Below are 18711 nucleotides of genomic sequence, written 5' to 3'. Positions count from 1 at the left end.
TCTTTCATCGACACCTCGACGATGGCATATCGCGCCGGGGTTTAACAATTGGTGCAATACACGCGGACGTATTGCGGCAAAGCGAGCGCAACCGCAACGCCGCATAAGGTCGTAAGGGGGGCCTCACTTCAGGTCGGCGATGGTGGCCGGTCCCGGACCCGGCGTGATCAGCGTCGGCCACTGCTTGGAACCGAACGGCACCAGCGGCGGCAGGAAGGCCGTCATGCCGCGCTTCCTGGTCTCGGCGATGATCGCTTCGCGCGCATCGCCCCCCATCAGCTCATAGTCCATCAGATGGTAGCTGCCGAAGAACAGCGCGCCGACCGAGCGGTCCGCGATGATCCGGGTCAGCGACTCCAGCATGTCCGACGGCGTCGTGGTGAAGGAGATCGTCTCGATCAGCATCAGGCGGCTGTTGATGGCGTCGGGCCCGAAGAACTGCGCCAGCACGCTGAAGATCACGTTGTTCTGCCGCGCCACATAGATCGTGTTGCTCGCGCCGTAGGTCTTGTCCCAGTCGGCGCCGAGTTGCGACTTCCAGTCGGCCATGACCGTCATCCAGTGCGCGACCTGGGTCTGCGCAGCCCAGGCGACGTTCTTGGCGAGCAGCGGCGCCTGCTTCTTGCCGAACGCCTCGAGCGTCGCGAAGGGGATGGCGCCGGCGGTGAGGCATTCATCCATGAAGGCGATGTTGTTCTTGAGGATGGCGCGGTTGTTGTCGCGCCAGTCCGCCTGCATAGGCGTGGCATCGAGCCCGTCGAGCGCCGACTGCATCCGGCTGCGATAGGCCTGCATGGACCCGCGCCATGCCTTGTCGTCGGGATTATTGACATAGGGGCCGACCACCTCGGCCAGCGCCATCGTGCTGTGGCCGACCGACTTGAGCAGCTGATAGACGATCGGCACCTGCGGCGCCTCGGTCGGCGGCTTGCCCGGCCGGTACAGGATCAGGCGGCCGCCGGCGCCGGAGAACAGGCCGAGGATCACCGGGTGCTTGTCGAGGATGTTCTTCTGGAAGATCCGCGCCGCATCGCCGTAGAGCTCGAACATGCCGGTGTTGAGCGCGAGCACGTCCTTGGTCGCGACGTCGGCCGGCGTTGACGAGGTCTTACCGGAGATCGGCCCCATATAGTCGGGCAGCGACTGGGCCAGGGCTGTGCCGCCGCTGCCGAGCAGCAGCGTCAGCGCGGCGGCCAGGCCAAAGCGATTGATCATGTGATGCTCCTCGAAGCCTCGCCTGTGTCGAGGCCGGGTGCGGCCGCGCGACCATTGGCGGAATGCGCAAATGCTTGGACACAATGAACTGGGAGAGTAGAGAACCGGCAGACCAGATCCCGCGTGACGCAGCACGACACGGACGGTGCCTACAGCTAAGCGACGAATCGGCTGCTGTCCACACCCGGACATTGCGGGCTTGCCTGCGCCAAAAGACGCAATGGTGCGGCGTTCGGCCCGGTGCTATGTGGCGAACAGAATCAATTTTAATTTTTGGATTTTTGCGTGCTCAACGGACTTTACAAGGTCGAGTACGGCATCAACGGCGCATTCGGCCGCAGCATCATGTGCATGCATGACGGCAAGATGCTGGGCGGCAATTCGGCCTTTGCCCATCTCGGCACCTATCAGGTGACGGAAGGCGAGATCGCCGCCGAGGTGGTCACCGAACGCCACAATGACGATCCGAACTTCAAGCCGCTGATGGGCGCCGACGTCACCGTCATCAAGGTGCGCGGCAGGCGCGAGGGTTCCACCATCCTGCTCGAGGGCAAGGCCGACGCCATGCCGGACGGCGTGTTCTGGGCGAATTTGGCGCCGCTCGACGACGAGGCCTTGCCGCCGCGCGGGGCGGTCGGGCCCGGCGGCATCGTCAACGGACTGTACTCTATCCATCTCCGCGCGCTCGACGGTGTCGACGCCGGGCTCACCGGGGTCATGTTGCTGATGGATGGCCGCATCCTCGGCGGCGATGCGTTCTTCTACTATCTCGGCTCGTATTCGTCCGCGGATGGCCGCTGGCGAGGCGAGATCGTCAACCAGGAGCATACGCCGGCGAAGGGAGAGTACCCGGTGTTCGGCGGTTATGAAGTCGGCATCGGCTTCGCCGGTTCGTGCCATGCGGACGGTGCCGAGCTCGAAGGCATCGCGCTGGCCGGCAAGCGCAGCCTTCGCCTGTCCGCCGAACTGCGGCTGATGCGCCGGGCGTAACTAGAGCCCGTCAATCCTTGATCAGAAGCACGCCGCCGATGATCAGCGCGATGCCGGCCAGCCGTGAAACCGACACAGGGTGCTGCGCCAACCCGAACAGGCCAAAATGGTCCATCGCGATGCCCGCGAGCATTTGACCCGCAACCACCAATGCCAGCAGGGTCGCGGCGCCGAGCGGCGGCAGCAGCAGGATCATCAGCAGGATAAAGATGCCGCCGAGGACGCCGCCGCTCCAGGCCCACCACGGCACAGCCGTCACCAGCTTCCAGGACGGCACCGGCTCGCGCGTCGCGACCAGCACGACCGCCATTGTCACGAGCCCGCCGAGATAGCTGACGAGCCCGGCCCAGGCCGGCGAGTTGAGGGCGGACCTGAGATTGCCGTTCAGGACCTGCTGAACGGCAACGCAGATGCCGGCGCCAAGCGCGAGCAGATAGAGAAACCAGATTTGCATGTGATGCCCCAAAACCGATCATCGAACCGCTTCATGTCATATTCGATTGGCAATGATCGTGGCATGCACGAAACGCGGCACGAACCCGCGGAATGGGCTTCCACCCGTGTCCCAGATCGAATAAGAGGCCGCAAACCCTCAGTTCCCCAGTATTAGATCATGATCCGCCTCGATAACGTCTCCAAGCAAGTCGGCCACCAGATCCTCTTCATCGAAGCCTCCGCGGCGCTCCAGAAGGGCGAGAAGATCGGCCTCGTCGGGCCGAACGGCGCCGGCAAGACCACGCTGTTCCGGATGATCTCCGGCCGGGAAATCCCGGACGAGGGTCAGGTCTCGCTCGATCGCGGCATTTCGATCGGCTATTTCAGCCAGGATGTCGGCGAGATGTCCGGCCGCAGCGCGGTCGCCGAGGTGATGGATGGGGCAGGGCCCGTCAGCGTGGTCGCGGCCGAGCTCAGGGAACTCGAGGCCGCGATGGCCGACCCCGACAAGGCCGACGAGATGGACGACATCATCGCGCGCTATGGCGAGGTGCAGCATCAATTCGAGGAACTCGACGGCTACGCGCTCGACGGCCGCGCGCGCGAAGCGCTGGCGGGTCTCGGCTTCAGCCAGGAGATGATGGACGGCGACGTCGGTAAACTCTCCGGCGGCTGGAAGATGCGGGTGGCACTGGCGCGCATCCTCTTGATGCGTCCGGACGTCATGCTGCTCGACGAGCCGAGCAACCATCTCGATCTCGAAAGCCTGATCTGGCTCGAGCAGTTCCTGAAAGGATACGAGGGCGCGCTGCTGATGACCTCGCATGACCGCGAATTCATCAACCGGATCATCAACAAGGTGGTCGAGATCGACGCCGGCCAGCTCACCACCTATTCCGGCAATTACGAGTTCTACGAACAGCAGCGCGCGCTCTCCGACAAGCAGCAGCAGGCGCAGTTCGAGCGGCAGCAGGCGATGCTCGCCAAGGAGATCAAGTTCATCGAGCGCTTCAAAGCGCGCGCCTCGCACGCCGCCCAGGTGCAGAGCCGGGTGAAGAAGCTCGACAAGATCGAGCGGGTCGAACCGCCGCGGCGGCGGCAGACCGTGGCGTTCGAATTCCAGCCGGCGCCGCGCTCGGGCGAGGACGTCGTCAGCCTGAAGAACGTGCACAAGGCCTATGGCAGCAAGCGCATCTATGACGGCCTCGACTTCATGATCCGTCGCAAGGAGCGCTGGTGCGTGATGGGCATCAACGGTGCCGGCAAGTCGACGCTCTTGAAGCTGGTCGCCGGTTCAACCGAGCCCGACGACGGCGCGGTCGCGATCGGCGGCAGCGTCAAGATGGGCTATTTCGCCCAGCATGCGATGGACCTGCTCGACGGCGAGCGCACCGTGTTCCAGTCGCTGGAGGACGCGTTTCCGCAGGCCGGACAGGGCAGCCTTCGCGCGCTCGCCGGCTGCTTCGGCTTCTCCGGTGACGATGTCGAGAAGAAGTGCCGGGTGCTGTCGGGCGGCGAGAAGGCGCGGCTGGTGATGGCCAAGATGCTGTTCGATCCGCCGAATTTCCTGGTGCTGGACGAGCCGACCAACCATCTCGATCTCGCCACCAAGGAAATGCTGATATCAGCGCTCGCCGAGTTCGAGGGCACGATGCTGTTCGTCTCGCACGACCGGCACTTCCTCGCCGCGCTCTCCAACCGCGTGCTGGAGCTGACGCCTGATGGCATCCACCAGTATGGCGGCGGCTACACCGAATATGTCGCGCGTACCGGCCAGGAAGCGCCGGGACTGCGGAGCTAGCTCAAGCTCTCCACCGCGCGCAGAACGCCTCGACGTCGCCGGACTGGAATTCGCCAAGGCGCTCCCAGATGGTCTCGGGCGGCCAGTTCCACCAGGCGATCTGCGACAGCTCGGCGGCGATCTTGCGGTTGAACCGCTCCTTGATCGGCCTGGCCGGCACGCCGCCGACGATGGTGTATGGGGCGACGTCGCGCGAGACCACCGCGCCGGCCGCCAGCACCGCGCCGTCTCCGACGGTGACGCCGGGCAGCACGATCACGCCATGGCCGATCCAGACGTCGTTTCCGATCACGACACGGTCCGCGCGCCGATCGCTGAAGAAGCCGTGATCGCGCTCGGCGGAGGCCGAGTAATATTCGGGGCAGTAGGTGAAGCGGTGCTGCGAGGGACGCTCGACCGGATGATTGGGCGCACCGATGCGGACCTGCGCCGCGATCGCGCAGAAGCGGCCGATCACGGCGTCGGCGACCATGCAGCCGCTGCCGAGGTAGGAGTAATCGCCGAGCTCGGTGTATTCGATCGCGGTGTCGCCGAGCACTTCGCAGCAACGTCCGACTTTGACCTCGCGCAGCTTGACCGTCGGCTCGATGACGGTCTCGGCAAGCTTGGGGCGGGTCAAGTTCGGTGCGTTCATAGCGTTGTCCTCGATGCGACGAGCCGCTTCAGTCGCATGATTTCTATGACGACGAGATGACAAGAGGAGCGGGCCTCGTCTAACGGCCGGTGAGCCGGGCGATGGTCTCGATTTCGTTGGTCCAGATTCCGCCGGAATAATTTTTCGGCAGGCGCCGGAATAGCTCGGCATCGTCGACCCCGGTCGAGAATTCGCCGCCCTGATAAGGCCCGAGCACGAAGACCGCGCTGTTGGCCGCGGCCATGCGGTTGAGGAAGCGGTCCGGCCAGCCCCAGAGCCTGGGCGCGTAGTTGATCGGCACCAGCACGATGGCGTTGCGGCAGGCGTCAGGCACGATGCCGGTCCAGCCATAGCCGAGATAGCCCACGAGGCAGCTCTTGATCGTCGCGCGCGAGATCGTCCGCGTCTCCGGCGCAAGACGCCGGATCGCTTCGATGGGCTGGTCGCCGCCATAGACCATGATCAGCTTGCGCCGTTCGGTGGGGAGCCGGTTCAAGACCGTTGCGAGCTTCTCGCCCTCGGCGGGATCGCGGCTCTTGACGTTGATCAGGAGCCGGCGATCCGGAAAGGTCTTCAGCACCTCGTCCAGCGACGGCATCAGGCCGATGCCCTTGCCGCGGAACGGAAAGGTCTTGCCGCCATCGGCGGTGTAGCCATAGCCGATATCGAGCATCTTCAGTCGCGCCATCGGCTGCTCGCGGGTGACGCCCTGGCCGTCGGTGCGGCAATCGACGGTCCAGTCGTGAAACACGGCGAACTCGCCGTCGGTCGTCGGATGGACGTCGAGCTCGACGATATCGGCGCCGCGATCGAAGCTCGCCCGCATCGAGCGGATCGTGTTCTCGAGATAGTCATGTGTCGGCGGCAGCATACGCGCCGCGGTGCAGGTGTCGTTCCTGAGACCGCGCTCGTCGAAACGCTGCGCCATGCCGCGATGGGCGAGCAGCACCGGCTTGCCGCCGGCATGCGTTGCGAGAAGGCTGGTGTTGTTGAGGTAAATTCCGGCGGCGACGGCAACGATCGCCGCTGCCGCGTATTTCAGTTTCCTGCCCAAGCGACTCGGTTCCTTGCTGGATCGCCGGCCCGGGTAGGGGCGCTTTCTGGTCGATTTGCGGCAACCCAACGTTTCAGTCACGTCAGCATCGGGAATAGACGATGCCAGCAATGCAAAGCCGCATGGCGCGCTGCGCGGCGCTCTGCTTGTGGGGTCAGGCACCGCCCGCTACGCTTCGCAAAAAAGTGGGAGCGAAACAGCCATGAAGCAGATCAGGATCGGCGACATCACGATCGACGCGGTGATCGAGCGCGAAGGACCGTGGCGGCGGCCGCAGGATTTCTTCCCGACCTACAACGACGATGTGTTCAAGCATCATCTGAAGACGATGGAGCCGGAGGTCTTCGACGCCGCGCGCGGCATGATGGTGATCACCTATCAGACCTTCGTGGTGCGGACGCCGCGCTACACCATCCTGGTCGATACCTGCACCGGCGAGGACAAGGGACATCCGCCGCCGTTCGACTTCCCGGGCAAGGAGCGGTGGCGCAACGAGCTGTTTGCGCTCGGCATCTCCTATGAGCAAATCGACTATGTGTTCTGCACCCATCTGCATGTCGACCACACCGGCTGGAATACGACGCTGCGTGACGGGCGCTGGGTGCCGACCTTCCCGAATGCGAAATACGTCTTCCACAAGGGCGAGTATGCGGCCTGGGAGGCCGAGAGCGCCAAGGGCGCCAATCCGCCCGGCACGGTGTTCCGCGACAATTGCCTGCCGATCGTCGAGGCCGGGCAGGCGCTCCTGGTCGATGACGATTATGCGCTTGACGACACCGTGACGCTGACGCCGACGCCCGGCCATTCGCCCTGCCATTGCTGCGTCAACATCTTCTCGAAGGGCCAGCGCGCGGTGGTCGCGGGCGATCTGATGCACCATGCGATCCAGTGCCGCGAGCCGGAATGGTCGGCCAAGCCCGACTGGGACCCGAAGCAGTCGGCGGTATCGCGGCGGAAGTTCTTTGCCTCCGTTGCCGAAACCGACACGCTGATCCTGCCGATCCATTTTCCAACCCCGACGGTCGGCCTGATCAGGGCGGATGGCGATCGCTTCGACTATCGCTTCAAGCGGGAGTAGGCGCGGCGCGGTCGTCAGCAGGTCAAGGTCAGCGTGCTGCGCGGGTCTTGTGCTGAGCCTGGGTCAGAAACCGTTCCAGATCGGCGCACAGGCGATGCGCCATTTCCTCGTCGATCGCAAACGTCGCGACGGTGCCGGAGCAGTCGATCTCGATGGTACCGCGCAACGGCGCGGCGGAGGCGGTCGATACCGCGATGTTGGTCGCTCTCTGCACGCTCATGTCGTCAACGTCCCTTCAGGCCTGACGCCGCCAATCCTCATTTCGGCAATTCCTATCTCGGAATGACGGGACGTCCCTTTCGCCTTCGCTCTTCGATGAATCGCACGCCGATCTCGGCGCCGTCGACGCGAACCAGCTCGCAGCGGCGGAAGGCCAGTCCGCGCGAGGACAGCACCAGGAAGAACTCCTGGGCCTTCAGCACATCGAGCGTTCCGTCGACCTCGAGCCGGGCCCCGCTCTGCGAGACGTCGAGCAGGATGCAACTCCGCCGCCACGTGCCGTCGACACCCATGAGGTTGACGGGATAGCGCGTCTCGAGCGTACGCGTTCCGCCCTGCGGTCACCATATGTCATTGCATCACTCACACGACCTGAGAGCGCTTCCCGCCTGAGAGCGCTGCGTCGTCACCGTGGCCCGCGCCTCCGCATCGTCGATGGTGGCTGGCGGGATTGCGGAGGCGCGGGCTGCGCCGGCATCGATGGCGGCGCGGATCGTGTCCTGAAGATCGGCCCGCGCAAGCTTGAGCAGCCGGGCCTGCCGGCGCGGCGTGGACCGCATCACGAGGTCGGCGAGAACGCGGCGAGGCAGATCCTTGCGCGAGATCAATCCGTCGGCGATGTCGTCGTCGCGCTCGGCGGCATCGACCATCATGGCGAGGCCCGCGCTGGTCAGATCGGCGCCGGGATTGCGCGCGAGGACTCGAAGCACGCTGCAGTCGCCTCGCATCAAGAGAATGTCCGTGAGCTCCGCATTGACGGTCTTGCGTCCTGCGATCGCGCAGAGGTGTCCCTCGGCCCGCATCCAGGCGATGTCGATCAGGTCGGCATCTGGGAGGCACTCGCATTTGCGCAGGATCGGAGCCGCGACATCGGCGTCGTCATGGTTGGCCAGACGGCGCGCGAGTTCCCGCGGCACCAGGCGCAAATCGGCAAGCGAGCGACTGAGCGTGGTCAGGGCCCGCAGCTCGACGCTCTCGATCAGGCGGACCAGGATGTCGTCGAACAGCTTGACGTGGTGGTCGCTGAGGCGGTGAGCGTCGTCGAGAAACAGCCCGGCCACCTCCTGCAGCATGCGCGTGCGGAGGTCTGGGGAACCGGCTCTCAAGACGTGGTCGAGCTTGGCAATAAGATCGGGCGAGGCAATAACTGTCATTGCGGTCTCTAAAATGGTCCGCGACGAGGAACATCATCGTTCCCGATGCCAATCTGCTCCTCGAATCTTTAATAGGGGTATAGAAATTGATGGGGAGGGCCGATCTCGGCGGTGGATATCCCGCCAAAGACTATCGAAATTCGGCAGCCGCGTTACATTGCCGGATTGTCCGGTTCGACGAACGGACCGCATTTTTCCTGATTGAACTTATTGGACGATTCGCATTTTGTGCATGGAAGTTATTGATGAGGCCGGCGCGCAAGGCGCCGCGTCGCGCGCAATTTTTCAAGAGCATTTCACAGGAGCGGTCATTTGACGGCGCCATTGCCGGTGCCGAGAGTCTTTCGTTTTGACGATGTCGATGCATTCCGGAGTTCGATCCGAAATCTGGATGTCGATTTCACGCCACTCGCGCGGAAGATTTCGGCCGAGCAGATCATCCTGAGTTTGCCGGGATGCGAGCTCAACTACACGCAGTCCTTTCCGCGGATCGTCGACGCGCAGCTTGCGCCGCACACCACCGCGGTCGGCTTCACGATGGATGACGGGGTTCCGATCCGCTTCAACGGTGTTGAGCGCGATCGCGCGGTCATCGTGCTCGGTGGCGGCGGCGCGTTCTACTCGTCGGTGGAGGAGACGCCCCGGCAATATGCCTCGGTGATGTTTACGCCGGAGATTGTCGACCGCGGCTGGCCGCAGGCGGGTCTTCAGTTCAGCATTCACGAAGTTTCTCAACGCGCGCAGGATCGGCTGCGTGAAGTGGTAAGGCACATCCTGCTCGTGACGTCGCAGCCGAGCGATGATGCCCAGTTCGCTAGCGGCGAGTCGATCAAGGAGACGCTACTTGCGGCGATCGACAACGCCTTCGCCGAGATCGTGCCGGCCAAGTGGGCGATGCGGGCCAACACGACGCGCCAGTTCAAGATCTTCAACGACGCGCGCGCAATTCTGGCAGGCGACGTGGCGCACCCGATCTACAGCGGCGAACTCGCCAGGCAGATCGGCGTGTCGGTGCGCACGCTGCATGACGCCGTCCAGCGCTACCGGGGTGTCAGCCTGCATCGCTATTTGCGGTTGCGCCGACTCTGGCTGGTGCGCCAGCAACTGCTTGCCGGTGCGCCTAGCGTCAAGACATGCGCGCTGGCCTACGGATTTTGGCACTTGAGCGATTTCTCGCGCAGCTATCGGTCGCAGTTCGGGGAAGCGCCGTCGGAGACGCTGGCCGCCTCGCGCCGTCCGGGCGTCACCCGCGCCGATCCGCCCCGCAGGCACGGTGAGTAACCATCGATCTGAACGGAATCTTAACGGCCGCCGACGAGCCTGTGGGTACGATTTCACCTGAGGCGGCCTGATGCATCCCCGGAGATTTGCGCGTGTTCGTCCGAGCGGATGCGTGTCCAGTGTGGTCAAGCTCCAGCTTGAACCGAAGGCGCCGCTGATCGAATGCCGGCTGGTGGACTATTCCGCCGGCGGGGCCTGCCTGGAATTTGCCAAGCCGATCCAGCTGCCCGAACGTTTCGAAATGTTTCACGGCAATACCCGGAAGCGTTGTCGGCGGGTCTGGAGCAGGGGCGTGCGGGTCGGCGTCTCGTTCTGAGGGCCTGAAGCGTACCGATCAATAGCCGTTCGGGCCGCGCCCTGCGCGACCCGATGGTTTGGCCCGATTGAAGTCTGTCCCGACGAGGGGTGAAAAGGCGTCGGCGATGGGCTCAGGCGCCGCTCTGGCACTTCTTCATGAACGAAGTTTTGGCCGCGCCGGCGAGCTTCTTGCCGTCGGAGCCGACCGCCTTGCTCTCGCAGGCATCCGTGGTGCACTTCTTCATGAACGAGGTCTTGGCCGCGCCGGCCAGCGGCTTGCCGTCCTTGCCGACCGCTTTCGTCTCGCAGGAGGCGTCCTGTGCAAATGCCGAACCGGCGGCAAAGGTCGCGATCACGGCCGCCAAGAAAATCCGCTTCATCTGGGTTCTCCCTAAACCAAACCAGTGGCCGGATTGGATACGGGATTCTTGACCCGATCAAGTTCCCATGGCCGATTTTGTCGATAAAATACCCCGATCAGATCAAGGAAATTTCCGCGTGCAGCGCGGAACAAAATCGGGGAAGCGCGGAATGGATTTCGAGACGCTGGTACAGACACGCAAAAGCGTCCGCGGGTTCAAGAAGCAGCCGGTGTCGCGGGCAACGGTCGAGGAGATCATCGAGGTGGCCAAACGTGCACCGTCCTCGATGAACACCCAGCCCTGGCACGTCCACGTCCTGACCGGGGCGCCGCTGGAGGAAGTGCGCCGCCGCAACATGGAAGAGATGGTCGCCGGCGCCAAGGTGAAGCGCGACATCGTCAGCCATGGCGAGTACCAGGGCGTGCACCGCGGCCGCCAGGTCGACATCGCCAAGAAGCTGTTCGGCGCGATGGGGATCGCCCGCGACGACAAGCCGATGCGGCAGGATTGGGTGCTGCGCGGCTTCCGCCAGTTCGATGCTCCGGTGTCGCTGGTCCTGACCTACGACCGGATCCTCGATCCCGGCGCGGTCTGCCATTTCGATCTCGGCGCGCTCTGCTACGGCATCGTGCTGGCGGCCTGGGATCGCGGCCTTGGCAGCGTGATCAACGGCCAGGGCATCATGCGCTCCGACATCGTGCGCGAGGTCGCCGACATCCCGGAAGACGAGGTGATCATGACCTGCGTCGCGATGGGCTATCCGGACGACAGCTTTGCCGCCAATGCGGTGCGCTCCGACCGCGAGGCCAACGACGATTTTGTCCGCTACGTCGGCTTTGCCGATTAGCGCGGCGTCGATCGCTTGCTCAGGGACAACAACCTCGTGCGGCGCGATCGGCTGCGCGATGCACGGGCGCGTCCCGCGCATTGCGTACGCGCTGACCATGCTGCGGGATATTGAATTCCGCGCCGTGAAACCATCGCGCGAGCGTGAGCGCGGCTGAGCGTTTCCGCTATTCCCGCCGACAAGAAATGCGCTACTGGTTTTTGAAATCCAACAGCGTTAGGCGAGGAATTTCAGATGAGCGATGACGAACAGACAGCCATGATCCGCGAGACCGTCGCGAGATTCGTCGACCGCGAACTGATCCCGCTCGAGCCGCATTATCTGAAATCGAAGCTGCCCGGCAGCGGTCATCCCGAGCTCACGTCGGAACAGCGCAAGCGGCTGCGCGACGTCTCGAAAGAGCTCGGCCTCTGGGGCCTCGATGCGCCCGAGGATCTCGGTGGCCACGACCTGCCGACGCGCACGATGGCTGCGGTGCACGAAGAACTTGGCCGCAGCTGCGTGCCGTTCGTGCTGCCGCCGGACTCGCCGAACCTGCGCATGCTGCAGGCGGTCGGTACCGATGCGCAGAAGAAGAAATATCTGCAGCCCTATATCGAGGGCCGGATGGCATCGGCGATCGCGATCTCCGAGCCCGGCGCCGGCGGCGATCCCGCGGGCATGAAGACGCGCGCGGTGCTCGAAGGCGAACAGTGGGTGCTCAACGGCCGCAAGATCTGGATCAGCAATGCGCGCGCCGCCGACTTCATCATCGTGATGGCGCGGGTCGGCAACGATCAGCGCCAGGGCGGCATCACCTCCTTCATCGTCGAGAAGGGCACGGCGGGCTTCATCATCGAGCGCGAGATTCCGATGGTCGGCGGCGGCTCGACCTACGAGATCGTATTCGAGGATTGCCGCATCCCGAAGGATTCCGTGCTGGGCGAGGTCGGCAAGGGCTACGCGCCGATGCAGCTGCGGCTGCGCACGCGGCGGCTCGAGATGGGATCGACCTGCGTCGGCATCACCAAGCGTGCGCTCGACATGATGTGCGAGCACGCCAAACAGCGCGAGACGTTCGGCGTCAAGCTTGCCGAGCGCCAGGCGATCCAGTGGTGGATCGCCGACATCTCCACGCGCATGCATGCCTGCCGGTTGATGGTGCGGGAGGCCGCCGACAAGACCGACCGCGGCGAGGACATCCGCCACGAGGCCTCGATGATCAAGGTGTTCGCGACCGAGATGGCCTATGACGCCTGCGACCACGCCATGCAGACGCTCGGCGCGCTCGGCGTGACGCTGGAATTGCCGCTCAACGCGCTGTGGCAGAAGGCGCGCCTGATGCGGGTGTACGAAGGCCCGAGCGAGGTGCATCGCCAGGCGATTGCCCGCCGCGTGCTCGGGTTGCGCGGCGGCTAGACGGTTCGCCAGCGGTGACGGGCGGGGCCGTGGCCCGCCATCACCTCAGGCCGCCCGCACGTCGGACAGGAAGCGGTTGACCTGGCCGGCGAGGTCCTTGGACTGCGTCGAGAGCTGTTCGGCCGCGCCCAGCACCTGGTTCGCGGCGCCGCCGGTGTCGTCGGCGGCGCGCTGCACGCCGGAGATGTTGGAATTGACCTCCTGCGTGCCGCGCGCGGCTTCCTGAACGCTGCGCGAGATCTCCTTGGTCGCCGAGCCCTGTTCCTCGATCGCGGCGGCAATCGCGGTGCCGATCTGGTCGATCTCGGTGATGACGTCGATGACGCTGCGGATCGCCGTCACGGTCTCGTCGCTCGCGGTCTGGATCGCGGTGATCTGCTCGGAGATCTCCGTGGTTGCCTTCGCGGTCTGGCCGGCCAGCGACTTCACCTCGGACGCGACCACGGCAAAGCCGCGGCCGGCCTCGCCGGCGCGGGCCGCCTCGATGGTGGCATTGAGCGCGAGCAGGTTGGTCTGTGCCGCGATGCTCTGGATCAGCGTCACGACGTCGCCGATCTTCTGCGCCCCTTCGGCCAGCGAGCGCGCGGTGTCGCCGGTGCGCCGGGCATGGTCGACCGCGCGCGCGGCGATCTCGGTCGAGGTCGCGACCTGACGGGCGATCTCCGAGATCGAGGAGGTCAGCTCCTCGGTGGCGCTCGCCACCGTCTGCACGTTGGTCGAGGTCTGATCGGATGCCGCGGCCACGACGGCGGCCTGGCGGTTGGTGGCGGCGGCGGTGTCCGACATCGATTGCGCCGTCTCCTCCATCACCGAGGATGCCGCGGACAATCCGCCGACCAGCTCGGTGACCTTGGCTTCGAAGGTGCGGGTGAGGTCGTCGAGCACGCGGGCGCGGCGCATCTTGACGTCGTTCTCGGCTTCCTTCTCGGCAGCGAGGCGATCGGCTTCAATCTTGTTGTCCTTGAACACCTGCACGGCGGCGGCCATTGCGCCGATCTCGTCCTTGCGCGCGGCGCCCGGGATCGGCTCGGCGACTTCACCCGCGGCAAGGCGCGACATCCGGCCGGTGAGGGCGGCGATCGGGTTGAGGATGCGACGGCGGACCATGACGATCAAGCCGGCGCTGACGGCAACGACCGCGAGCAGCCCGATCAGCGCGACCACGAAGCTGAAGCGCGCCGACGAATAGGCGCTCGCAAGGCCTTGCTCGGCATTCTCGTAGAATGCGTCGCGCACGGTGATGATGGAGGCGAGGCCGATCTGGGATTCGGCATAATAAGCCTCGACGTCCTGCTCATACTTGCCGGAGATCGCGCCTTCCTTGGCGAGCTTCAGGGCCTTGCCGAAACGCTCGACATAGTCGGCCTGCATCTTGCCCAGCGCCGTCAGGACGTTGGCTGATGTCGCCGGATTGTTGCGCAACTCCTGCAGTGTCGAGAGGATCTGCTCGGTGCGGCCGGTGCTGCGGAACAGCTCCAGCTTTTCCTGTTCGGTCGCGACGCGCTTGGCGCCGACCAGCGCCTTGTGCAGGCTGGCATTGAGGCCGCCGGTGTCGCGCAGCGTCCAGGCGACATTGGCGTAGCTGGCCTGGCGGTAGGCGTTGCCGTCAAGGCCGGCGAGGCGGCGCACCTGCTCGTCGAGCAGCACGGTGACGCCGGCGTTGAGGACGGAGTTGTCGGCGACGATCTTGGTTGCCGCCGGGCGGCGGGCGTCGACCGGACCTGCGATCGCCTTCTCGATCGCGTCGCGGAGCGCGGCGAACTTGGCCTTCAGCGCATCGATCGCGCTCGCAACCGATTCGCCGTCGTCGAGCGAGCCGGGCAGCGTGGCGCGGACCTGATTGACCTTGGCAAGCGCGCCGTCGGTCAGCTTGCGCAGCTTGTCGAGATCGGCGATCTGCTTCTGGTCGATCGCGCCGGTGCTAAACAAGAGGTTGGTGGACATGCCGCGCTCGGAGTTCATGTAGCGCGGGATGTCGCCGACGGCGCGGACGATTTCGAGCCGGCTCTGCGCTGTCGAGACCTTGTCCATGGTCTGGTACTTGGTCACCGCGACATAGGCCGCCAGTCCGCCGCCGACCGCGGACAGTGAGACGATCGCGGCCGTCAGGAGAGTACCGATTTTCATGGGATGCGCGCCATTCTTGACGAGAGAGGGGAGGCCTCAACCGTAGCGGGCGTGCATTAAGCTTGGGTTTATGATGCGGGAGCCGCCGCAACGGTCCCGGCCGTTTGGTCCGAAAGTCGAAGGCGCCGCGTCGCCCGGCCGCGCGTGGCGGCAGGGCGTGACACGTCAGTGCTCGTCGTCGTCAGCGCCCTTGGTCGCGGGGCGGTGTTGGGTGGCGCCGTTCGAGCCCGCTTCGCCGCAGGGGAGCTGGTTCCAGGTGCCATCGGCGGCCTGCTGGTAGGCCTGGCAGCCGGACGAAGTAGTGGTGGTGGATTTTTCGTCGGCCTTCTGCCGCTCGGTGCTCTTCGCCAGCGCAGGCGTGGCAACGGCAGCGATGGCTGCGAGCGAGCCTGCGAAAACCAGCTTTGCGATCCGCATGTCGGTTCCTCCTTCTCGAAGCGAAAACATATCCAGAAAAGAAATCTGGCGATTTTTGGCCACGGCGAAGGGCCTGCGACGAATTGCTTAATGCCGGCGAAACGAGCCGGAAGGCCGGTTAACACTTGTGCGCGGCGGCGCGCCGCGCCGCAGGACGCTGCTGCCGCACCGTGCTAGGATCGACCTATCATGACCCACCGCATTCTCGTGTTCTACGGCTCCTATCGCTCGGATCGCATGGGCATCCGGCTGGCACACTTCGTCGTCGACGGCCTTCGTGCGCGCGGCAACGATGTCGAGTTGATCGATGCCAAGGGGGTCGGCCTGCCGATGCTCGACCGGATGTACAAGGAACATCCCAAGGGGCAGGCACCGGCCGTGCTCGAAACGCTCGCAGGAAAAATCCGCGACGCCGACGGCTTCCTGTTCGTCACCGGCGAGTACAATTGGGGCATCCAGCCCGGGCTGAAGAACCTGACCGACCATTTCCTCGAGGAATGGTTCTGGCGTCCCGCGGCGATCGCAAGCTATTCGGCCGGGCGGTTCGCCGGCGTCCGCGCCGCGACCGCCTGGCACGGCACGCTGTCCGAGATGGGCATGGTGGTGATATCGAGCACGATCGGTGCGGGGCCCATCGCGCAGACGCTGTCGGTCGAGGGTAAGCCGATCGGCGAGGGCGGCAAGGCGCTCGAACGCGCCTTTCCGCGCTTTGCCGACGATTTTTCCTGGTGGATCGAAGCCGCCAAGGCACAGCGGGCGCGCAAGGCGCCGCCTTACTGAGCGCAGGTCTACCAATCCGGGAGTCAGTGATCATGAGCATCTTCGCATCGCCGTTCGATCCCGCGCGCGAGACGGCCCTGGTGACCGGCGCGGGCAACGGCATCGGCCGCGCCATTGCGCAGGCCCTGGCCGGCGAAGGTGTGCGGACGGTGTTCGCCGATCTGCATGAGGACAGGGTTCTGGCGGCGATCAAGGCCGCGCCGCGTCCCGAGCTCGCGGTCGGCTGGGTCGGCGATCTCGCGCAGCGCGCGGCGTGCGACGCCCTGCTGGCGCATGCGCACGCCACGCTCGGGCAGGTGACCCATTTCGTTCACAGCGCTTCGCCGCCGCGCCGCGAAGCCGATCATGCGACGGCCGTCGATGAAGAGACCTGGCGGCAGATGCATGCGGTCAATCTCGATGCCGGCTTTCATCTGTCGCGCGAACTGGCGCGTAAGCTGATCGCATCGAAGACGCCGGGCTCGTTCCTGCTGCTCACCTCGCTGCATGCCGGCACGCCGCGTAACCTGCCACATTACTCGACCGCGAAGGCCGGCATGGCGATGCTGGTGAAGGAGCTTGCCAAGAGCTGGGGCCGCTATGGCATCCGCGTCAATGCGCTGGTGCCCGGCGCGATCGCGGCCGGCGGCTTCGTTGCCGATCCCGCGCTGGCAAAGCACATTCCGCTCGGACGGCTTGGCCAGGCGGACGATCTCGCGCCGATGGCGCTCGCCGTGCTCTCGCACAAGCTCTCCGGTTACGTCACCGGCGCATCGATCGTGGTCGACGGCGGCCTGTCGCTGACCAACTGGTTCGCGCCGCCGGAGCTCGATTGAAGATTGGAGCTTACTCCTTGGTCCTGATGTAGCCCGCAAGCCGCGTCTTCTGGTCCTGGCACCAGGTCGTCATGCTGCCGGCGCGGCGCTGATCGAGGTCGGTGGTCTGGGTTGCGATCGCGACTTCGGTCATCAGGTCGTCGGCCTGCTTCTCGCCCATCTTGCCGCCGGTATGCATGAAGGCGATCGCCTTGCGCACCTTCTCGGTGGTGCCGTCGGGCAGATGCATGTCCTGCGCCCGCTGCACGAGGTCCTGATAGACCAGATCGGTGCCGGGGCACTCGACCTTGGCGGCAAAGGCCTGCAGCACCATCGTGACATAGGCCGAGCGCGGATCGGCATGGGCCGGGGTTGCCGCGACAATCAGGCCGCCGATCAGCAGAGCGTAACGCATCAATTTCCTCCGGAGGTTTTGGACGTTTTTTGTGAGGCTAGCGTCCAAGGGAACCGAGTGCAACCGCCAGGACACACTCACGGAAAGAACCGATCAAACAGACGTGTTCCAACCTGCGCTGCCACGATTTCAGCACGATTTCGGCAGCATGTGGCACAAGTTGACGCAGGGGAGAATGATCGTGTCAAAGTTGGGGCTTGCTGCGGTGCTGGTGGGATCGCTTGCGCTTGGCGGCTGCATGCAGGCGACGCTGTCGCCGGCGACGGATGTCGCGATGACGCCGCGCGATCGGCAATTGCTGGCGCATCCGCCCTATGCGGACGCCAAGATCCCGCAGCAGTTCCAGCGGCACATTGTCGAGTACACCCGTCGGGAGCAGCCGGGTTCGATCCTGGTCGATACCGACGCGCGCTACCTCTATTACGTGCTGCCCGGCGGCAAGGCGATCCGTTACGGCGTCGCCGTCGGCGAGGAGGCGATGGCCTTCTCCGGTGTTGCCACCGTCGGCCGCCTGGCCGAATGGCCGGACTGGGTTCCGACCCAGGATATCCAGGAGCGGCTCGGGCCGTATCCGAAGCGTGTCGCCGGTGGACCGGCCAATCCGCTCGGCGCCCGGGGCATCTACCTGTACCAGGGCAACAAGGACACGCTGTATCGCATCCATGGCACCAATCAGCCCGAATATATCGGGCAGGCGATCTCGTCGGGCTGCATTCGCATGACCAATGGCGACGTGATCGACCTCTATCAGCGGGTCAAGCCGGGCGCGACCGTGGTCGTGCTGCCGCCGGGACAGAGCGCGTAATTCGAATACGAAGCGCAGTGCGGCCGATCGCGTCATCGCGGTCGGCCGCACGCTTTTTACCGATCAGTCAGGCTTCAGCGCAGCGGCATCGGCGGCCGAACCACCGGGCCGCCGTCATCCGCGTCAACAACCGAGGACTGCTGCTGCACCGGCCGCGGTGCCGCAACCGCCTGCGGGGCGGCGGCGGGAGCCGGCAGCGGTGCTGCTGATGTGGGCGGCGGAGGCGGCGGGATGTAGGCCTGCGCCGGACGGCGCATCGGTGGCGGCGCAACGGCGGCATGCGGCGCCGCCTGTGGCGTGACCGCGGCGCGCGGGCGCGGCGGAGCGACCGGCCGCGGCTCGATGGCCCTGGTGTCGGTCTTCGCGACGCGCTGTGCCAACTGATCCTGGCTGGCCTTGAGCTGATCGATGCTGGTCTTCAGCTGCTCGATCTGCTGTCCCATCGACGCGAGATCGCGGGCCATCGATTGCAGCAACTGCGTCTGGTCGGGTGCCGTTGCAGGCGCCACCGGGACACTAGCTGCGACCGGAGCGGCCGCTGCGACCGGAGCGGCCGCGGCAGTCGGTGCTGCGGCGGGGGCGGGCGCGGCTGCGGCCGGTGCGGCCGC

At 65.3% G+C, this 18711-nt stretch carries 20 protein-coding genes and 2 pseudogenes; 10 read left to right on the top strand and 12 right to left on the bottom strand.

What is annotated here, in order from left to right; genetic code table 11:
* Positions 1-123: 123 nt before the first annotated feature.
* Complete coding sequence (locus E2I15_RS08490) at positions 124-1215, bottom strand: hypothetical protein (RefSeq protein WP_137482725.1); 1092 nt, start codon at positions 1213-1215, stop codon at positions 124-126.
* Between the two features lie 285 nt (positions 1216-1500).
* Between E2I15_RS08490 and E2I15_RS08485 the strand changes: the two genes are divergently transcribed.
* Entirely contained in the window at positions 1501-2205 is a 705-nt protein-coding gene (locus E2I15_RS08485) for a GrlR family regulatory protein (RefSeq protein ID WP_137482724.1), read from the top strand.
* Positions 2206-2215: 10 nt separating this feature from the next.
* Here E2I15_RS08485 and E2I15_RS08480 read toward each other — a convergent pair whose 3' ends face one another.
* On the bottom strand, positions 2216-2659 hold the full coding sequence (locus E2I15_RS08480) for a DMT family transporter (protein ID WP_137482723.1): 444 nt from the start codon (positions 2657-2659) through the stop codon (positions 2216-2218).
* 159 nt (positions 2660-2818) lie between these two features.
* On the opposite strand from E2I15_RS08480, the gene E2I15_RS08475 reads away from it, so the two are divergent.
* Positions 2819-4441, top strand: a complete 1623-nt coding sequence (locus E2I15_RS08475) for an ABC-F family ATP-binding cassette domain-containing protein (RefSeq protein WP_137482722.1) — start codon at positions 2819-2821, stop codon at positions 4439-4441.
* A gap of 1 nt (position 4442) precedes the next feature.
* Here E2I15_RS08475 and E2I15_RS08470 read toward each other — a convergent pair whose 3' ends face one another.
* On the bottom strand, positions 4443-5075 hold the full coding sequence (locus tag E2I15_RS08470; protein WP_137482721.1) for a DapH/DapD/GlmU-related protein: 633 nt from the start codon (positions 5073-5075) through the stop codon (positions 4443-4445).
* 79 nt (positions 5076-5154) lie between these two features.
* Positions 5155-6129, bottom strand: coding sequence for a glycerophosphodiester phosphodiesterase family protein (locus E2I15_RS08465; RefSeq protein ID WP_137482720.1), 975 nt, complete (start codon positions 6127-6129; stop codon positions 5155-5157).
* A gap of 202 nt (positions 6130-6331) precedes the next feature.
* Between E2I15_RS08465 and E2I15_RS08460 the strand changes: the two genes are divergently transcribed.
* Entirely contained in the window at positions 6332-7207 is an 876-nt protein-coding gene (locus E2I15_RS08460; RefSeq protein ID WP_137482719.1) for an MBL fold metallo-hydrolase, read from the top strand.
* Positions 7208-7235: 28 nt separating this feature from the next.
* On the opposite strand, the gene E2I15_RS08455 is transcribed toward E2I15_RS08460, so the two are convergent.
* From E2I15_RS08455 to E2I15_RS08445, 3 genes and pseudogenes are all read right to left on the bottom strand, one after another.
* Positions 7236-7427, bottom strand: a complete 192-nt coding sequence (locus E2I15_RS08455; RefSeq protein WP_137482718.1) for a hypothetical protein — start codon at positions 7425-7427, stop codon at positions 7236-7238.
* A gap of 52 nt (positions 7428-7479) precedes the next feature.
* Positions 7480-7781 (bottom strand): annotated as a pseudogene (locus E2I15_RS08450) (PilZ domain-containing protein).
* A 4-nt stretch (positions 7782-7785) separates the two neighbouring features.
* Positions 7786-8580, bottom strand: coding sequence for a DUF2336 domain-containing protein (locus E2I15_RS08445; RefSeq protein ID WP_137482717.1), 795 nt, complete (start codon positions 8578-8580; stop codon positions 7786-7788).
* Between the two features lie 312 nt (positions 8581-8892).
* Between E2I15_RS08445 and E2I15_RS08440 the strand changes: the two genes are divergently transcribed.
* Complete coding sequence (locus tag E2I15_RS08440; RefSeq protein ID WP_246668339.1) at positions 8893-9861, top strand: AraC family transcriptional regulator; 969 nt, start codon at positions 8893-8895, stop codon at positions 9859-9861.
* 70 nt (positions 9862-9931) lie between these two features.
* Positions 9932-10177, top strand: a complete 246-nt coding sequence (locus E2I15_RS08435; RefSeq protein ID WP_026192700.1) for a PilZ domain-containing protein — start codon at positions 9932-9934, stop codon at positions 10175-10177.
* 112 nt (positions 10178-10289) lie between these two features.
* Here E2I15_RS08435 and E2I15_RS08430 read toward each other — a convergent pair whose 3' ends face one another.
* Positions 10290-10538: a hypothetical protein gene (locus E2I15_RS08430; protein WP_028332303.1), complete on the bottom strand. Its 249-nt coding sequence runs from the start codon at positions 10536-10538 to the stop codon at positions 10290-10292.
* A gap of 151 nt (positions 10539-10689) precedes the next feature.
* Between E2I15_RS08430 and E2I15_RS08425 the strand changes: the two genes are divergently transcribed.
* Positions 10690-11367 (top strand): nitroreductase, encoded by a 678-nt coding sequence (locus E2I15_RS08425; protein ID WP_137482716.1) that lies wholly within the window; start codon positions 10690-10692, stop codon positions 11365-11367.
* Positions 11368-11601: 234 nt separating this feature from the next.
* Entirely contained in the window at positions 11602-12765 is a 1164-nt protein-coding gene (locus E2I15_RS08420) for an acyl-CoA dehydrogenase family protein (protein WP_137482715.1), read from the top strand.
* A 45-nt stretch (positions 12766-12810) separates the two neighbouring features.
* On the opposite strand, the gene E2I15_RS08415 is transcribed toward E2I15_RS08420, so the two are convergent.
* Complete coding sequence (locus E2I15_RS08415; protein ID WP_137482714.1) at positions 12811-14892, bottom strand: methyl-accepting chemotaxis protein; 2082 nt, start codon at positions 14890-14892, stop codon at positions 12811-12813.
* 165 nt (positions 14893-15057) lie between these two features.
* On the bottom strand, positions 15058-15309 hold the full coding sequence (locus E2I15_RS08410) for a hypothetical protein (RefSeq protein ID WP_137482713.1): 252 nt from the start codon (positions 15307-15309) through the stop codon (positions 15058-15060).
* Positions 15310-15498: 189 nt separating this feature from the next.
* Between E2I15_RS08410 and E2I15_RS08405 the strand changes: the two genes are divergently transcribed.
* Together E2I15_RS08405 and E2I15_RS08400 are read left to right on the top strand one after the other, a co-directional pair.
* On the top strand, positions 15499-16089 hold the full coding sequence (locus tag E2I15_RS08405; protein ID WP_137482712.1) for an NADPH-dependent FMN reductase: 591 nt from the start codon (positions 15499-15501) through the stop codon (positions 16087-16089).
* A gap of 32 nt (positions 16090-16121) precedes the next feature.
* Complete coding sequence (locus E2I15_RS08400) at positions 16122-16904, top strand: SDR family NAD(P)-dependent oxidoreductase (RefSeq protein WP_137482711.1); 783 nt, start codon at positions 16122-16124, stop codon at positions 16902-16904.
* Between the two features lie 10 nt (positions 16905-16914).
* Here the strand turns inward: E2I15_RS08400 and E2I15_RS08395 are convergent, their stop codons facing one another.
* The gene (locus tag E2I15_RS08395) at positions 16915-17298 is read right to left on the bottom strand and encodes a hypothetical protein (RefSeq protein ID WP_137482710.1); all 384 of its coding nucleotides are present in this window, start codon (positions 17296-17298) and stop codon (positions 16915-16917) included.
* A gap of 175 nt (positions 17299-17473) precedes the next feature.
* Here E2I15_RS08395 and E2I15_RS08390 point away from each other — a divergent pair, with 175 nt between their 5' ends.
* Complete coding sequence (locus E2I15_RS08390; protein ID WP_155262278.1) at positions 17474-18103, top strand: L,D-transpeptidase; 630 nt, start codon at positions 17474-17476, stop codon at positions 18101-18103.
* 74 nt (positions 18104-18177) lie between these two features.
* Here the strand turns inward: E2I15_RS08390 and E2I15_RS08385 are convergent.
* Positions 18178-18711 (bottom strand): annotated as a pseudogene (locus E2I15_RS08385) (hypothetical protein); the annotation flags it as partial.

This window comes from Bradyrhizobium sp. BR2003 (genome assembly GCF_009720285.1).
Taxonomy (GTDB): Bacteria; Pseudomonadota; Alphaproteobacteria; order Rhizobiales; family Xanthobacteraceae; genus Bradyrhizobium; species Bradyrhizobium elkanii.
This window is presented reverse-complemented; position numbering and strand designations above follow the sequence as displayed.

Bases quoted from the DNA above. Each gene is read 5' to 3' on its own strand.
- E2I15_RS08490 (WP_137482725.1), bottom strand. From the start codon at position 1,215: ATGATCAATCGCTTTGGCCTGGCCGCCGCGCTGACGCTGCTGCTCGGC.
- E2I15_RS08480 (WP_137482723.1), bottom strand. From the start codon at position 2,659: ATGCAAATCTGGTTTCTCTATCTGCTCGCGCTTGGCGCCGGCATCTGC.
- E2I15_RS08475 (WP_137482722.1), top strand. From the start codon at position 2,819: ATGATCCGCCTCGATAACGTCTCCAAGCAAGTCGGCCACCAGATCCTC.
- E2I15_RS08470 (WP_137482721.1), bottom strand. From the start codon at position 5,075: ATGAACGCACCGAACTTGACCCGCCCCAAGCTTGCCGAGACCGTCATC.
- E2I15_RS08460 (WP_137482719.1), top strand. From the start codon at position 6,332: ATGAAGCAGATCAGGATCGGCGACATCACGATCGACGCGGTGATCGAG.
- E2I15_RS08455 (WP_137482718.1), bottom strand. From the start codon at position 7,427: ATGAGCGTGCAGAGAGCGACCAACATCGCGGTATCGACCGCCTCCGCC.
- E2I15_RS08445 (WP_137482717.1), bottom strand. From the start codon at position 8,580: ATGACAGTTATTGCCTCGCCCGATCTTATTGCCAAGCTCGACCACGTC.
- E2I15_RS08435 (WP_026192700.1), top strand. From the start codon at position 9,932: ATGCATCCCCGGAGATTTGCGCGTGTTCGTCCGAGCGGATGCGTGTCC.
- E2I15_RS08430 (WP_028332303.1), bottom strand. From the start codon at position 10,538: ATGAAGCGGATTTTCTTGGCGGCCGTGATCGCGACCTTTGCCGCCGGT.
- E2I15_RS08425 (WP_137482716.1), top strand. From the start codon at position 10,690: ATGGATTTCGAGACGCTGGTACAGACACGCAAAAGCGTCCGCGGGTTC.
- E2I15_RS08420 (WP_137482715.1), top strand. From the start codon at position 11,602: ATGAGCGATGACGAACAGACAGCCATGATCCGCGAGACCGTCGCGAGA.
- E2I15_RS08415 (WP_137482714.1), bottom strand. From the start codon at position 14,892: ATGAAAATCGGTACTCTCCTGACGGCCGCGATCGTCTCACTGTCCGCG.
- E2I15_RS08410 (WP_137482713.1), bottom strand. From the start codon at position 15,309: ATGCGGATCGCAAAGCTGGTTTTCGCAGGCTCGCTCGCAGCCATCGCT.
- E2I15_RS08405 (WP_137482712.1), top strand. From the start codon at position 15,499: ATGACCCACCGCATTCTCGTGTTCTACGGCTCCTATCGCTCGGATCGC.
- E2I15_RS08400 (WP_137482711.1), top strand. From the start codon at position 16,122: ATGAGCATCTTCGCATCGCCGTTCGATCCCGCGCGCGAGACGGCCCTG.
- E2I15_RS08395 (WP_137482710.1), bottom strand. From the start codon at position 17,298: ATGCGTTACGCTCTGCTGATCGGCGGCCTGATTGTCGCGGCAACCCCG.
- E2I15_RS08390 (WP_155262278.1), top strand. From the start codon at position 17,474: ATGATCGTGTCAAAGTTGGGGCTTGCTGCGGTGCTGGTGGGATCGCTT.